General features: G+C 69.3%; 14 protein-coding genes. 4 read left to right on the forward strand and 10 right to left on the reverse strand.

The window, feature by feature from the left end:
* Positions 1 to 59: 59 nt before the first annotated feature.
* Together AC1DHY_RS08240 and AC1DHY_RS08245 are read right to left on the reverse strand one after the other, a co-directional pair.
* Positions 60 to 1,409, reverse strand: coding sequence for a class I SAM-dependent RNA methyltransferase (locus AC1DHY_RS08240; protein WP_476903453.1), 1,350 nt, complete (start codon positions 1,407 to 1,409; stop codon positions 60 to 62).
* On the reverse strand, positions 1,406 to 3,382 hold the full coding sequence (locus AC1DHY_RS08245) for an APC family permease (RefSeq protein WP_476877757.1): 1,977 nt from the start codon (positions 3,380 to 3,382) through the stop codon (positions 1,406 to 1,408). Before AC1DHY_RS08245 ends, AC1DHY_RS08240 begins: the two co-directional genes overlap by 4 nt.
* Positions 3,383 to 3,551: 169 nt before the next feature.
* Here AC1DHY_RS08245 and AC1DHY_RS08250 point away from each other — a divergent pair, with 169 nt between their 5' ends.
* Positions 3,552 to 4,226, forward strand: a complete 675-nt coding sequence (locus AC1DHY_RS08250) for a potassium channel family protein (RefSeq protein WP_476877756.1) — start codon at positions 3,552 to 3,554, stop codon at positions 4,224 to 4,226.
* Positions 4,223 to 4,987: a potassium channel family protein gene (locus AC1DHY_RS08255; RefSeq protein ID WP_476877755.1), complete on the forward strand. Its 765-nt coding sequence runs from the start codon at positions 4,223 to 4,225 to the stop codon at positions 4,985 to 4,987. Before AC1DHY_RS08250 ends, AC1DHY_RS08255 begins: the two co-directional genes overlap by 4 nt.
* Here AC1DHY_RS08255 and AC1DHY_RS08260 read toward each other — a convergent pair.
* From AC1DHY_RS08260 to dut, 4 genes are all read right to left on the reverse strand, one after another.
* Complete coding sequence (locus AC1DHY_RS08260; protein ID WP_476877754.1) at positions 4,984 to 5,715, reverse strand: DUF3159 domain-containing protein; 732 nt, start codon at positions 5,713 to 5,715, stop codon at positions 4,984 to 4,986. The two genes, AC1DHY_RS08255 and AC1DHY_RS08260, sit on opposite strands and share 4 nt — an antisense overlap.
* The gene (locus AC1DHY_RS08265; protein WP_476877753.1) at positions 5,715 to 6,164 is read right to left on the reverse strand and encodes a hypothetical protein; all 450 of its coding nucleotides are present in this window, start codon (positions 6,162 to 6,164) and stop codon (positions 5,715 to 5,717) included. Before AC1DHY_RS08265 ends, AC1DHY_RS08260 begins: the two co-directional genes overlap by 1 nt.
* The gene (locus AC1DHY_RS08270) at positions 6,157 to 6,885 is read right to left on the reverse strand and encodes a DUF3710 domain-containing protein (RefSeq protein WP_476877752.1); all 729 of its coding nucleotides are present in this window, start codon (positions 6,883 to 6,885) and stop codon (positions 6,157 to 6,159) included. The genes AC1DHY_RS08265 and AC1DHY_RS08270 overlap by 8 nt, the downstream gene beginning before the upstream one ends.
* Before the next feature lie 78 nt (positions 6,886 to 6,963).
* Positions 6,964 to 7,494, reverse strand: a complete 531-nt coding sequence (gene dut, locus AC1DHY_RS08275) for a dUTP diphosphatase (RefSeq protein ID WP_476877751.1) — start codon at positions 7,492 to 7,494, stop codon at positions 6,964 to 6,966.
* A 127-nt stretch (positions 7,495 to 7,621) separates the two neighbouring features.
* Here dut and AC1DHY_RS08280 point away from each other — a divergent pair, with 127 nt between their 5' ends.
* Positions 7,622 to 8,107 (forward strand): DUF3093 domain-containing protein, encoded by a 486-nt coding sequence (locus AC1DHY_RS08280; RefSeq protein WP_476903454.1) that lies wholly within the window; start codon positions 7,622 to 7,624, stop codon positions 8,105 to 8,107.
* Positions 8,108 to 8,130: 23 nt separating this feature from the next.
* Here AC1DHY_RS08280 and AC1DHY_RS08285 read toward each other — a convergent pair whose 3' ends face one another.
* A complete protein-coding gene (locus AC1DHY_RS08285) occupies positions 8,131 to 8,430 on the reverse strand; it encodes a DUF4193 domain-containing protein (RefSeq protein ID WP_476878798.1) in 300 nt (99 codons plus the stop codon).
* Between the two features lie 323 nt (positions 8,431 to 8,753).
* On the opposite strand from AC1DHY_RS08285, the gene sepH reads away from it, so the two are divergent.
* Positions 8,754 to 10,214 (forward strand): septation protein SepH, encoded by a 1,461-nt coding sequence (gene sepH / locus AC1DHY_RS08290; RefSeq protein WP_476878799.1) that lies wholly within the window; start codon positions 8,754 to 8,756, stop codon positions 10,212 to 10,214.
* A gap of 70 nt (positions 10,215 to 10,284) precedes the next feature.
* Here the strand turns inward: sepH and AC1DHY_RS08295 are convergent, their stop codons facing one another.
* From AC1DHY_RS08295 to AC1DHY_RS08305, 3 genes are all read right to left on the reverse strand, one after another.
* Complete coding sequence (locus AC1DHY_RS08295; RefSeq protein WP_476878800.1) at positions 10,285 to 11,463, reverse strand: alkaline phosphatase family protein; 1,179 nt, start codon at positions 11,461 to 11,463, stop codon at positions 10,285 to 10,287.
* 91 nt (positions 11,464 to 11,554) lie between these two features.
* A complete protein-coding gene (locus AC1DHY_RS08300) occupies positions 11,555 to 12,298 on the reverse strand; it encodes a DUF5998 family protein (RefSeq protein WP_476878801.1) in 744 nt (247 codons plus the stop codon).
* Positions 12,299 to 12,331: 33 nt separating this feature from the next.
* Positions 12,332 to 15,040 carry a bifunctional acetate--CoA ligase family protein/GNAT family N-acetyltransferase gene (locus tag AC1DHY_RS08305; protein ID WP_476903455.1) on the reverse strand — a complete coding sequence of 903 codons (2,709 nt, stop codon included), beginning with the start codon at positions 15,038 to 15,040 and terminating at the stop codon, positions 12,332 to 12,334.
* Between the last annotated feature and the right edge of the window lie 2 nt (positions 15,041 to 15,042).

The following is a 15,042-nucleotide window of genomic DNA, read 5'->3' on the forward strand; positions in this document are numbered from 1 at the left end:
GCGATCATGTCAGGGACTGCAGTGCGCGGCGTCGGACTACTTCTGCCATCCTAGTGGCCTCAGCCCCGGGGAGTCAGTAGCGCCACAGTCTCCATGTGGTGGGTGTGCGGGTAGAGGTCGACGGCGCGCAGCCGTTCCAGCCCCCAGCCGGCCTCCTGAAAGTAGCCCACGTCGCGGGCGAAGGACGCCGGGTCGCAGGAGACGTACGCGATGGCCCGCGGGCCGGCCGCGACAAGCTGGTTCACCACGGCCTTGCCGGCGCCAGCGCGGGGCGGATCCAGGACCAGTGCGTCGAAGTTGCGCGGCTTCTGGCGCAGCACGCGTTCGACCTTGCCCTGGATGATCTCCACCTGGGCCGCGCCGTGCAAGTTCTTGCGCGCGTCCCGGCTGGTCCCGGGGGCGCCCTCCACCGACAGCACCGACCCGGTGACGCCCACAGCGTCCGCGAGGGGCGCGGTGAACAGGCCGGCACCCGCGTACAGGTCGGCGACCACCGCACCGGCGCCAAGGTAGCCGCCGTCGTGCAGGAAGCCGGCGACGGCCTGCACGAGGGTCTCCGGGGCATCACGGTGGATCTGCCAGAAACCGTCGCCGGTCACTCGGTACTCATGTCCGGCGGCCGATTCCTGGACCCAGGTACGGCCGCGCAGCTGGGTCACCGCGCCGTTGGCCGGATCCACCCGGGCGACGGAGACGTCGTCGGGCAGCTGGGCCAGGATCGCGCTGAGGCGCTTCGCCCGGGTCCCCGCGGCCGGCGCGAGGAGCACCAGCGGCCGCGATCCGTTCGCCGGGGCCGCGACCTCGATCCGCTCAATGCCCTGGAGGTCGATGTCCCAGAGGCGGAGGGCGTTGATGCCGTCGACGGCCAGGGGCATCTCCCGGACGGGAAAGACGGTATCGGAGCGGTGCGCGTGCATGCCGAGCTTGCCACCCGGGGTGACGGCGAACCCGGCCCGGGTCCGCCAGGCCAGGCCGGTTGCGTCCGCGGCGGCAGCTTCCCCGACGGGCTCGACGGTGAGGTCCGGGAGGTCGACGCCGGCCAGCCGGTGTAGCTGTTCGGCCAGGACCTCGGCCTTGAGGCTGCGCTGGCGTTCCAGGGTGATGTGGCCCAGTTCCGCGCCACCGACGGGCGGGTGGCCGTGGGACCAGGAGCGCTGGGAGTCGGCCGCGTGCCAGAAGTGCTGCACCCGGTCCGGGGAGGCTTCCAAAACTTCGACGACGTCGGCACGCCAGAACTTGGCGGAGTCGCCGTCGTCGGTGAGCCGGATCCTGACTTTCTCGCCGGGGATGCCGTGGCGGACGAAGATCACCCGTCCCTCGTGCCGGGCAACGCAGTGCCCGCCGTGCGCGACGGGCCCCACCTCAACGACGAGCTCGGTCAGGGCGGGCGTCGTGGTGTCGGTGCTCATTGGATGTCCTGCAATTTCTTGGCTTCTTCGGAGGATTTCAGCTGCCACGGCACGCTGGCGACCATAACGCCCGGCTCGAAGTGCAGCCGGGTTTTGATCCGCAAGGCTGTCTGGTTGTGGACCAGCTGTTCCCACCATTTGCCCACGACGTATTCGGGGATGTAGACGACAATCAGGTCACGCGGCGAATCCCGCCGCATGTTCTTGATGTACTCCATGATGGGCGTGACCGTCTCGCGGAACGGGCTGGCCAGCACCGTCAGCGGGACCGGAATCTCCAGCTTTTCCCAGTCCTCGAGGGTCTGTTCGGTTTCCTCGGGGCTGATGTCCACGGTGATGGCGTCCAGCCGGGAGGGCCGGGAGGCGCGGGCGTACGCCAGGGCGCGGAGCACCGGTTTGCGGACGTGCGAGACCAGGAGGACGGCGTGGACCCGGGTGGGCAGGGCCCGCGGCGAGGAGTCCTCATCCACGGCGAGCTCCTTGGCGACGTTGTCGTAGTGCGCCCGGATGCTCCACATGATCAGGAACAGGACAAACATGGCCAGCAGCGCGATCCAGGCGCCCTGCTCGAACTTGGTGATCAGCACAATCACCAGGACCAGGCCGGTCATGCCGAAACCGATCGTGTTGATGGTGCGGGATTTGATCATCCGCAGTTTGGTGGCGGGGTCCTTGGCGAGTTTCAGCTCGCGGCCCCAGTGCCGGATCATGCCGAGCTGGCTCAGCGTGAAGGAGATGAAGACGCCCACGATGTAGAGCTGGATGAGCTTGGTGACGTCGGCGTTGAACGAGATGATCAGGACCAGGGCGCCCGCGGCCAGCGCGAGCACACCGTTGCTGAAGGCGAGCCGGTCCCCGCGGGTGCGCAGCTGCCGGGGCAGGTAACCGTCCTGGGCCAGGATGGAGCCGAGGACCGGGAATCCGTTGAACGCGGTGTTGGAGGCGAAGACCAGGATCACGCCGGTGGCGGCGACCACAACGTAGAAGGGGATGGAGCCGGCGCCGAAGACCGTCTGCGCGATCTGGCTGATGGCCGGGTTCTGGATGTAGTCATCAGCGAGCGGTTTGCCGTTGAGCAGGAACTCCTTGGCCGGGTCCAGCACAATGTGCACCTTGGTGGCGTTGGCCAGGTAGATGATGCCGGCGAGCATGGCGGCGGCGATCACGCCGAGCAGCAGGAGCGTGGTGGCCGCGTTTTTGCTCTTGGGTTTCTGGAAGTTCGGCACACCGTTGCTGATGGCCTCCACGCCCGTCAGCGCGGCGGCACCCGAGGAGAAGGCCCGGAGCAGCAGGAAGGCGCCGGTCAGGCCGACGAGCCCCTGGTCGAAGCCGGGGGCCGGGATGATCTCGAACTGGGCCGACGGCGCCTGGCCGAGCTGCCCGGTGACGGCCTGGAAGATGCCGACGGCGGTCATGCCGAGGATCGAGAACATAAAGATGTAGGTCGGCACCGCGAAGACGCTGCCGGCCTCCCGGATGCCGCGCAGGTTGACCAGGGCCAGGATCACCACACCGATGGTGGCGATGGTGGCCTGCTGGCCGTGCAGCGACGGGACGGCTGTGGTGAGGTAGGCCGCGGCGGAGGACATCGACACGGCCACGGTGAGCACGTAGTCCACCAGGAGCGCGGAGGCCACGGTGAGTCCCGCGTACTTGCCGAGGTTCTCGTTGGCGATTTCGTAGTCGCCGCCGCCCGAGGGGTAGGCGTGGACGTTCTGCCGGTAGGAGGCCACCACCGTCAGGAGCACCACCATCACGGCGAGGCCTACCCAGGGCGAGAACGCTACCGCGCTGACGCCGGCCAGGGCCAGGGTGAGGAGGATTTCGTCCGGTGCGTAGGCCACTGAGGACAGTGCATCCGAGGCGAAGATCGGAAGCGCGATCCGTTTAGGCAGCAGGGTATGGGCCAGACGGTCGTTCCGGAAGGGCCGGCCGACCAGCACCCGCTTCACCGCATTGAAAATTGTCAGCACCAGACAAAGCTAGTCTGATTCGGACGCGATGTCATGACGGCGGAGCCTGCCCGCACGCCCGCGGCCGGCCGCGCCGCCGTCGCACCGGCTCCGGACGGCCGCTGGCCGGTAGAGTTTTACGCAGCAACAGAACCGCAGCAGTACAAAAAGGAAGCTTGAGGAGGCACGTGTGGCGCACTTCGTGATCATGGGTTGTGGCCGTGTTGGGGCAACCCTGGCGCACACACTGGAGGACGCAGGCCATTCGGTCGCGATCATCGACCAGGACGACCGCGCGTTCCGGCGGCTCCGGACGGGTTTCTCCGGCCGTAAGGTCACCGGCGTCGGCTTCGACCGGGACACGCTCAAGCAGGCCGGCGTCGAGGAGGCCTATGCCTTCGCGGCCGTCTCCAGCGGCGACAACTCGAACATCCTGGCCACCCGTGTGGCCCGCGAGACCTTCCACGTCCCCCACGTTGTGGCGCGGATCTACGATCCGGGCCGAGCCGAGATCTACCAGCGCCTTGGTATCCCCACGGTCGCCGCCGTGCGCTGGAGCGCCGACCAGGTCCTCCGCCGGATCCTCCCGGAGCAGCATCTCGCCGGTGACTTCCGCGACCCCTCCGGCCGGCTGGTGCTGGCCGAGGTGGACGTTGACTCCGGCTGGATCGGCCACCCCGTGTCCGCGCTAGAGAAGGCTGCCGATATCCGCGTCGCCTACCTGACCAGGTTCGGCGAGGGAATCCTCCCCGGCCCCGGCACCTCCTACCAGGACGGCGATACCGTCCACGCCATGCTCAGCGTGGACCGCACCTCCGAGGTCGCCCACATTCTTGCCAAGTCCCCCGCCAAGGAGTCTAAGTGAAAGTTGTCATCGTCGGGGCGGGCAGCGTCGGGTCCTCCATCGCCCGTGAACTGCTGGCCCACAAACACGAGATCCTGCTGATCGACCTCAAGCCCGAGGTGATCGGCCGCAGCGGGCTGCGCGGCGCGCACTGGCTGGTGGGCGACGCCTGCGAGCTCAGCACCCTCAAGGACGCCCGCCTGGAGGACGCCGACGTCGTCGTTTCGGCGACCGGCGACGACAAGGTGAACCTGGTGGTGTCGCTGCTGGCCAAGACCGAGTTCGGCGTCGGCCGCACGGTGGGCCGGGTCAACAACCCCAAGAACGACTGGATGTTCGACGACTCCTGGGGCGTCGACGTCGCGGTCAATACTCCGCAGCTGATGACGGCACTGGTGGAGGAAGCTGTCGAAATCGGCGACCTCGTCCGGCTCCTGACCCTGCAGACCGGGGTGTCCTCACTCGTGGAGTTCACTGTGCCGCACGACTCCCACGTCATCGGCCTGACTGTCGGCGATATCGACTGGCCCGAGGACGCCACGCTGGTGGCCATCCTGCGCGACCAGGCGCCCATCACGCCCAGCCGGGATGACGTGATCGACGGCGGCGACGAACTCTTCTTCGTCACCACCATCGCGGCGGAAGACGGACTGCGGGCGCTGCTCTCGGCCCCGGAATCCCCCGACGGCGCCGGCGAATCAGGCGACGGCCAGCACCCGGTCACGGCCGAGCATCACGGCCGCGAAGCCCAGCCCGCCGGGGACGACGGCTTCGACGGCTAGTCCCCCGCCGGCTCCGCAACCGGCTCCCCCACGGGGGCCGGGGCCGGGCGGGTCAGCAGCCACGCGACCCACATACCCAGGATGTACAGCGGTGCGCCCATGATCAGCCGGGTGGTGGCGAGCCCGGCGAGGCCCTGCTCCCCCATCAGGTACAGCGGGACCTGGACGATCAGGCGCAGGGCCAGGACCGAGATGATTACCCATGTGCCAATCCGGTAGGACTTCACCCGCGCCGGGTGCTTGCGCCAGTCCAGGCCCTCGTTGCGGATGAATCCGAAAAGCAGGCCGGCGAAGGGCCAGCGCACCGCGATCGAGATGGCCATGGCCAGGATGTAGCCGAGGTTGGTGAAGAAGCCCAGGACGTAGAAGTCCTCGGCCTTCCCCGTGGAGTTCGCCAGCCAGGCGGAGAGCCCGACGCCGACAATTCCGGCCAGCGCCTGCGTCAGGGGTTTGCGCTGCACCAGCCTGGCGACGGTGAACAGGGCGGCGACGGCCAACGCGGCGATCAAAGCCGCCGGCAGCTCCCGGGTAACCGTGAACACGATCAGGAAGACCAGGCCGGGCAGGATGCTCTCGGCGATCCCCTGGACGCCGCCGGCGCTTTTGAGGACGTCGATGTTGCCGTTTTCGGAGCGGTGCAGGCCGGCTTTGGCGGCGTAGCCCTCGGCGAGCTGCGCCACCGTGGGCTGCGGGGCGTCGGCCTGTGGCGGGTTCTCGGGGGTGCTCATTAGTGCTCCTCGCGGGAGAGTATTTCGTAGCGCGGATTGAACATGGTGGGCAGTCCGTCGCGGACGGTGACCATGCCCTCGAGCCGGAGTTCCAGGCCGGCGGTCACCCCGGGGATGCGGCGCCGTCCCAGCCAGACCACGCGCAGCCGGTCGGCGGCCACCACGGGACGCTTGCGGCGGTTCTCCGCAGAGCCGGCCGGGGCGGCACCGGATCCGCCGGCGGCCGCCGATCCCGGCACTGCCGATTCCGTCGCTGCTGCGCGGGCCGCGGGCCGGGCCTTGGGCGGCGGGGCGTCGTGGTCGGTGATGATCGCGGTGAACGCGGCGACGTCGCAGGACGGGGCATAGGTCACGGACTCAATGAAGCCCCGGCAGAGGACCCGGCCGCGCTCCGGAAGGCCCCGCACCGGGACGGTGGCGGGCGCTTTCCTGACGGGTCCATCAACCAATCTGGGTTATCTCCGGTCCACGCTCGGGCTCTTCGAACTGCGGCGCGCCCGCGGGTGCGGCCACGCCGGTGTCCTTGGGCAGCCGCAGCTGCAGCAGGTCGCGGGGCGGCATGGGGCTTTCGCCGCGTACGACGACGATCTGGCGGAACAGCTCCTCGAGTCCGGCCGCGGCGGCGCGGTCCAGCGCGGCCTCTCCGCCGAGGACACCGCGGAGGAACCAGCGGGGACCATCGACGCCGATGAAGCGGGCGACGCGGTAGCCGTCGCTGCCGTCGCCGGCGGGCAGCTTGGCGACGAGTTCGATGCCGAAGTGGCCTTCGATCTCCTCGACCTGGCCGCCCTGGCTGCCGACGGACTGGCCGATCTGCTCGCGGATTTCGTCCCACAGCCCCTCGGAGCGGGGTGCGGCGAAGGCCTGCAGCTGGAGGCTGGAGCCTTCCAGGTCCATGGTGACGGCAACAACGCGCTGGGTGGCTTCTTCCACCTCAAGGCGCAGCTGCAGGCCCTCGCGCGGGGAAATCAGCAGCGCGCCGAGGTCCACGTAGCCGTCCTGGTTCTCGATCTCCGCAACGTCGTACGGCCCGGAGCTGCGCTGTGCTCCATCCAGGGCACCGTCCCCGGCGCCGGCTGATGCGCCGGTTTCGGCCGCGGTGTCTTCCGTGCTCTCAACGGTGTCCGTCGACTGGTCCTGCTTGGCTTTCTTGCCACGCCCAAAAACCATGGGTTGTCTCCTTAGTTGTGATCCTGCACGAACGGGCCCGGCTGCCGCTGGGGGTTCAGCCGCGCCCTCGGGCGGGGGTTAGGCCCGGGGTGCGCCGAAACCACCGGTGGAACCGAAGCCGCCGCCGCCGCGGACGGAATCGCCGAGCTCCGGGACGGGCACGAACTCCGCGTACTCCACGCGCTGGATGACCATTTGTGCAATTCTATCGCCGCGCCGAAGTTCAATGGCCGCGTCGCGGTCAGTATTCAGGAGCGTCACGGCGATCTCGCCGCGGTAGCCGGCGTCGACCGTTCCGGGCGCGTTGACCACGGTCAGCCCGTGTTTGGTCGCGAGGCCGGAGCGCGGGTGGATCAGCGCGACAAAGCCGTCCGGCAGCGCGATGGACACACCGGTGGGCACCAGGCGCCGCTCCCCGGGTGCCAGGACCACGTCCTCGCGGGCGCGCAGGTCCGCGCCGGCGTCGCCGGGGTGCGCGTACGACGGCGGTTCCAGACCGTCGTCGAGCATTTTCAGCTGCACTTTGAGGGTGGGGGTTCCGTAGGCTGGAATGTCGCCGGCTGCGGGCTCTGCCGGCAGGGTGTTCACGGCGGTGGTTTCTTCAGTCACAGTGACCCACTGTAACGCCCGGGGCGAACCTAGGACTACCACGGCGGCGCCGGGCAGGTCCGGCGTGCCCGGGCGCCGCCGGCGGCGCCGAGGTGAAATGGTCCGGGAAAAGTGAAAAGCTGGGCTCATGCCCGAATCCAGTGCAGCAGTGCCTGCCTCCAACAGCACCCCCGACGACGCCGCAGTCCTGTTCAGCGAGAAGCTGTGGCCGAATTTTTGGATCTGGCTGGTGTCTGCAGGGCTGGCTTCGGCCGGTTACCTGGTGTTCGCCCCGATCAGTATTTCTGCCGGGATTACCGCGGCGATCGTGCTGTTCATCATCTTGGCGGTACTCCTGGTCCTGTCCACCCCGTCGCTCACGGTCACGGCGGCGACGCTGCGGGTGGGCCGCGCCACGATCGAACGCCGCTTCATCGGCAGCGTGGAGGCCTTCCGCGGCGGTGAAGCGACGGCGGAACGGGGTACCCGGCTCAACGGCCTGGCCTTTATGTGCATCCGTGGCTGGATCGACCCCGTGGTCCGCATCGAAATCACCGATCCCTCGGACCGCACGCCGTACTGGCTGGCCTCCACACGTCACCCCGACGAGCTTGTGGGAGTCCTGTCCCGCTAGTGGCGGCCCGCTGGTTCCGGCGGTTAGCCTTCACAGTCCTTGCAGTACTTAAGGCCGTCCTTTTCGCGGGCTACCTGCGAGCGGTGGCGGACCAGGAAGCACGAGGCGCAGGTGAATTCGTCCGCCTGGGCGGGCAGTACCCGGACCAGCAGCTCCTCGCCGGACAGGTCAGCGCCCGGGAGTTCATAGCCCTCCGCGAGGTCGGTCTCGTCCTCATCGACCACCGCGGAAGGCTTATCCGTGCGCCGGGACTTCAATTCCTCAATGGAGTCCTCGTTGAGGTCTTCCTCGGTCTTGCGCGGCGCATCGTAATCTGTCGCCATTAGTTGTTGCTCACACTCCGCATTCGTTGGATTGGTTCGCCGGCCCGTTCCGTCCGAGGCTGGTGGCCTCGACCGGCCAGGGTCCGGTTCACCGATGTCAACGCCGGACAACCGCTTTTTGTGCCCGATGTCGGGTCATCTTTGCTCAAACCCCGGCCAAACACCAGAGGCCCGCGGTCCGGCGGCCGTGCGGGGTTGCAGGACCCGGAGCCCAGGCGGCGGAAATACCCGGAAAATCGCGGCGCGCCTGCCCTCCTCACCCGAATTACGGCCCATCGGTGGCAGAGTTTCGAATGTTAGTAATGCCAGGGTGGAGGATTTGTATGCAGGATCTACGGCTTGTAGGCGTCCACGACGACGGAGAGCATCTCCTGTTGAGTGGCACCGGCGGCGAGATGTTCCAGCTGCCGATCGATGAAGCACTGCGGGCGGCGGCAAGCCGTCCGGCGGCGAAAGCTGCGTCCGGGGCGGCCGCCGAACCCATTGCCATGTCCCCCCGCGACATCCAGGCCCGGATCCGCGGCGGTGCCACGGCGGCCGAGGTGGCAGAACTCTCCGGCATTCCGCTGGCCAAGGTCCAGCGCTATGAAGGACCGGTGCTGGCTGAGCGCGAATACGTCGCCCAGCAGGCCCGCAAGGTGGAAGTGGCCACCCCCTCCGCCGGACATGACAGCTACCGCTCCTATTTCGGAGACCAGCCGGCGACCCTGGACGACATGGTCACCCACCGGCTCCGGATCCACGGGATCGAACCGTCCACCGCGGAATGGGACTCCTGGCGGCGGCCGGACGGCAGCTGGAACGTGGTGGTCCGCTTCGAGGCGAAGTCCGGCGCCCATGCCGCCATCGGCGAAGAGCCGCCGGCCATGTGGACGTTCAGCCCGGCCCGGAAATCACTGCAGAACGCCAACCGGTGGGCCCAGCAGCTCAGTGAGCTCGAGCCGATGGACGGACCGGTCCCGGCACGCAGGCTTTCGGCCGTCTCGGACCGCCCCTTTGATTTTGAAACCGACGCCGAGGCAGCCGCACGCGGCGCCACGGCGTCGCTCAGTGTTGTCCCGCCGAACGGCGGCCAGCCGGACCAGGACGCGGACGGGCTGCTGGACATGCTCCGCTCCCGCCGCGGCCAGCGGATGGGCCTGGACGAGGACGCTGACGACGCGCTGGCCCTCTTGCTCACCAACGGCGTTCCCGCGGCCCACCCGCGGCCGTCCGAGGTTCCCGCGCTGGAAGAGGACGACGGCGACGCAGACTCTGCCGAGTCCGCCGACTCTGCCGATCACAGCGATGCCGGGAAACCCGCTGACGAGGACCGCCCCGCGGCGAAGTCCGAACCGCGGACGGCCCCGGCCCCGGACACGGTTCCGGATGCCTTCACCCGCCGCCGTGACGCCCGGCCCTCCATGCTGTCCCGGCTGACCTTGGCACCGCGGCATCAGGACGATGACGACGACTCACTGAAGCTCCACGACGGGGTCAGCACCGAAACCCGGGAAATCACCATCGCGGCCTCCCAGCTGCGGCCCGTCCGGACCGGCCCGACGTCGAGCCCCGGACTGGACGAGCTCCTGGGCGGCGGACCGTCGCGGCGGACGCAGTCCGACTCCCCCGCCGGATCCCGGGCCGACACCGTCCGGACCGAGCCCGTGCGCCCTGAGCCGGTCCACCCCGGACAGTCCCGCGCCGAGCGCGAGCCGGAGACCCCGGAACGCCAGCCCTCCAAGCCGAAACGCTCCAGCGTGCCCAGCTGGGACGAGATCGTCTTCGGCACCCGCAGCGACTAGGCAGGCCGGCGCAAGCCAGCCTGGCGTTCCCAGCACACCTGCCTGTGCACCCTGAGGAGCCGGCCGCGGGTCAGCGGCGTCCGGCTTTCCGGGCAGTCTTTCCGGTGGCCCGGAAGCTCAGCAGCGGCACTTCCCGTTCAGCCTTGGTCAGCGACCCGTGCTGGCCCACCACTTCGAGCGCCCGGGCCTGCACCCGGCGGGTGTCATAAAACGCCAGTGCGTCGCGGGCGGCAATCATCACGTCACCGATCCGGGGAGCCACCGGTCCGCGGACGTCGCCAAACAGCCCCGCCGCCACCGCCTCTTCCCGGGTGAACGCCCAGATCCGGTCGCCGAAACGGGCCCGCCAGGCATCGATGAGGCGCACCCGGCCGTCGTCGTCCGTGCCGTCTTCCAGGTACAGGTGGACCATCCGCGGTTCCCCGGCCGTGTGCCGGACCCCGGCGATCAGCGCCGCGTCCGTGGAGTAATCGATCCGCTGCGACTCCGGCACGTCGAGCATGCCGTGGTCACCGGTGACGAGGACCGTGGTGCCCGCCGGAAGGCTGGCGTTGAGCCGGCCCACGGTCGCGTCAAGCTCTTCGAGCTGGTGCTCCCACTGCGCTGACTGGCTGCCGTGGCGGTGGCCGGCCTTGTCCAGTTCATGGACGTAGAAGTACATCAGGGAGCTCTCCGCGCCGGCCATGGCCTCCGCCGCTGCGGCGGTGCGGGCGTGCGAGGTGTTCCCGGCCAGGAAGCGGCCGCCCCGAAGCGCGGCCCGCGTCATCGCGGAATCGCTGAACCGCGGCAGGCCAACGGTGCTGACATCGACGTGCCCGGCGGCCCGTTCAAAGACCGTCGGCATCGGCTGCCAGATTTCCGGATCGACGCCGTCGTCCCAGTTGCCGAGCATGTTGACCACCCGGTCCTGGTCCGGGTCCAGGACGTCGTAACCGACCATGCCGTGTTGGCCGGCGGGCAGTCCGGTCCCGAAACTGGCCAGCGATGCGGCCGTGGTGGTCGGGAACGCGGCGTCCAGTGCCACCGGCACGGGCCCCTGGCCGGCCTGCAGGACCGAGCGCAGGAACGGGGTGTGTGCGGACTTCTGCTTCAGGAGCTGGCGGCCCAGGCCGTCGGCCAGGACCACACACACGTGCTTCGCGGCGGGCAGGTTCAGCCGGTTCTCCAGACCAGGTACGCCGAGGCTGGCCGCGGCACTGCTGAGCACCTCGGCGATGGACCGCTCGCCGTAGGCCGGGGCAGCGGGCATCCCGTCGGAACCGCCGGGCGTCCAGCCGGACGGGGCGGAAGAGGCGGACGGGGCGGATTGCTGGGAATCGGAAGCGCGGACCTGCACCATCTCAGCGCTGGTGGCCGCGGCTGAGTCGGTTTCCGAACACACCGGAGCGGGCCCGCTGCGGCAGCGCGGAGACGCCGTGCGGGGCGGGGGCGGTGGATCCGGTGTTCACGGCCCGCAGCGCCCGGGCGAAGAGCTTCGCGTCCTGGACGGCCTGCAGACCGTCCGCTTCGGCGCTGATCCGAAGGACAATGTCCTCCTGCGCGATGGTGCCGCTGTAGCCGTGGTCGGCCTCGCACTGCGGGTCCCCGCAGCTGGCCGGTCCCATGTCGAGGCGCTGCCCGCCGGACCAGGCGATGGACAGCGTCAGTTCGCGGACCGGGTCCGAGGGCTTGTAGTCCTGCGGCTGGGCGTAGACATAGCTGAGCACCACGGAGCGGATCTGCGTCACCGGGACCGACTCGGTGGAGACCTGCGCGACGGTCTGCTCGCCCGCCTCATCAAGCTGCTGGTCATCGACGTGGGTAATGACCAGCATGTCGTCGGTGAGGACCAGCACGGTGATGTGCCGGCGCACCTCGGCGCGGTCGAAGTGGGTCTCAAGGTGGACCAGGTGGGCCACGCAGTCCCGGCCATCCAGGGCGTCCGCGACGACGTCGGCCACCAGGCGGGGGTAGAAACCGGCCTGCTGAAGGGCACCTTCCAGGCTCTGGCCCTGCGCGCTGTGGTCGTGCAGGCCGTGGTGCTGCGAGCCGGGGCGGCCCGAAACGGACGCCTGGGGCTGGGATGCGGGAGGCTGGGAGGTCATGGCTTCCATTTTCACAGATCGGCTGGGGACACGCTAACTGCGCATGGCACGCCGGGCGGTGTCGGTGCGCTGGGCGGCGTTGGCAATCCGGACGTCGGCCGCCAGGATCACCGCACCGTCCGGGCCGGCCAGGACGGGGTTGAAGTCCACCAGGGCGATCTCCGGGTGGTTGTCCTTGAGCCGGGTCAGCCGGGCGGCGAGGTCCTCGAGCGCGGCGGTGTCGACGGCGGGCAGGCCCTGGTAGCCGAAGAGTTTGCGCGAGGCCCGCGGGGCACGGATGAAGTCGTGCACGTCCGAGCCGGACAGCGGCGGGACGCGGTGGGCCCAGTCATCGAGCAGGTTGACGGCGTCGCCGGCCAGCCCGAAAGACACCACTGGCCCCAGGAGCGGGTCCTCGATGGCTCGGAACGTGCAGGCCTGTCCCACCGGCGCCATCGACTGGACCTCCAGCGACGGTGACCCGTAGCGCTGCAGCGACTTGCGCATGTGGGCGATGTTGCGGCGCAGCGAATCGGCGTCCTGGATATCCAGGCGCACCCCGCCCAGGTCCAGCCGGTGCCGCAGCGCCGGGTCCGTAGTCTTCAGCGCCACCGGCCAGCCGAGGCGCTCAGCGGCGGCAACGGCGTCGTCGTCCGTCTCGAACCCCTCGGACGGCAGCACCCGGATGCCATAGCGGCCCAGCAGGCTCGCGGCGGCGGCGGGCTCCAGCCGGACGAGTTGTTCGCCGCCCACCGGACGGAGCAGTTCCTCGAGTTCCTCGTGGGCTCCCTCCGGGTCGCACCCCTCGGGCTCCACAAACAGCCCCTGGTCACGGACCACCCATTCGGCGTAACGGACCACCGCGGCGAGGGCGGCGACGGCGGCGCCCGGGTTGGAGTAGCAAGGCACCCCGGCGGCCGTCTCCAGCGCGGCGTCGTCGGCGGCCGCCCCGACCATGCCCTCCACGTAGATGGACGGGTCCAAGAGGCCGGTGAAGGCGGCCACCACCGGCTTGCCGGCAGCCGCCGAGCACTCGGCCAGGACCGCGCCGATCTTCTCCACGGTCAGTCCGCGAGCCGGCAGCAGCGCCACCACCACGGCGTGGACCGATTCGATGGTCAGCGTCTCCTGAAGGCTGCGCCGCAGTGCCGGCAGCGCGCGGGACATGCCAGTGTCCAGATCGACGTCGGCCACGACGCGTTCGACGCCCAGCCCGGCCGCAGCCGCGTTGTCCGCCACCACCTTGCCAAGCGCTCCGGAGTTGCTGAACACGGCGACGCCGGGCCCTTTGGGCAGGGGCTGGCTGGAGACGATCTGGGCGACGTCCATAAGCTGCTCAATGGTCCCGACCCGGATCACCCCGGCCTGCCGCATCATGGCGTCCAGGGCCTCGGACGGCGCCTGCGTGGTGCGCACGGCGTGGCCCGGCGGCAGGTTCAGGCCCATGGCATCGGACTTCGCCACGATCACGGGTTTGGTCCGGGCGAGGCGGCGGGCCAGCCGCGAGAACTTACGCGGGTTGCCGATCGATTCGAGGTAGAGCCCGACGGCGGTGGTGTCGGCGTCGTCCTCCCAGAACTGCATCATGTCGTTGCCGGAGACGTCGGCGCGGTTGCCCGCCGAGAGGAACGTGGAGATGCCGACCCGGCGGCGGCTGGACGCGGCGTAGAGCGAGACGCCGATGGCCGCGGACTGGCTGAACAGGCCGAGGCCGCCGCGGCGGGCCAGCGCCGGCGCCATGGAGGCGTTCAGGGAGACGGCCGGGTTGGTGTTGACGATCCCGAGGGAGGAGGGGCCGATGACGCGCATGCCGTTGGCCCGGGCCTGCCGGACCAGTTCGCGCTGCCGGGCCAGGCCGCGTTCGCCGTCTTCGGCATAGCCGGCCGAGGCGACCACAATCCCCTTAACCCCGGCGGCACCGCATTCCTGGACCACCTTGGGGACCTCGTCGTACGGCACCGCGATGATGGCGAGGTTGACCGGGCCCGGAACCTCGGAGAGTTTGGCGAAGGAAAGCATGCCGGCCAGTTCCAGGGCCTCGGGGTTGATGGCGTAGACCGGTCCGGTGAAGCCGCCCTCGATGATGTGCTCCAGCAGCTGGTAACCCACGGTCCCCCATTTGCGGCTGGCGCCGATGACCGCCACCGAGGACGGTGCGAGGAGCTCCTGGATGCTGCGCGCCTCGGCACGGTGCTCACGGGACTCCATCACGGCCCGGGATTTGTCAGTCGGGTCGATGTTGAACTCCAGGCTGACCACGCCGTCGTCGAAATGCCGTTTGACGTCATAGCCGGCGTCGGAGAACACCATCAGCATCTTGCGGTTCTCCGGGAGGACCTCGGCGCTGAATTTGCGGATGCCGTTCTCCCGGGCGGCGGCGGCCAGGTGTTCGAGCAGGATGGAGCCGATGCCGCGGCCCTGGTGCGCATCGGCGATGTTGAAGGCCACCTCGGCCTCTTCGGGATCGTCGAGCCGGTCGTAGCGGCCGATCCCGATGATGTCGCCGCCGATGGTGATCACCAGGGCCACCCGGTCCTTGTAGTCGACCTCGGTGAAGCGCTTGAGTTCCTTGGCCGAAAGCTTGGATTTGAACGCGAAGAAGCGCATGTAGATGGACTTTTGGGACTGCCCGACATGGAAGGACTGCACGGCATCGGCGTCGTCGGGGTGGATGGGGCGCAGGTGCGCGGTACCGCCGTCGCGCAAGACGACATCGGCTTCCCAATGTTCCGGATATACGCCGCCTACGGGCTGATCCACCATAG

Source organism: Arthrobacter sp. 05L44 (assembly GCF_056397605.1).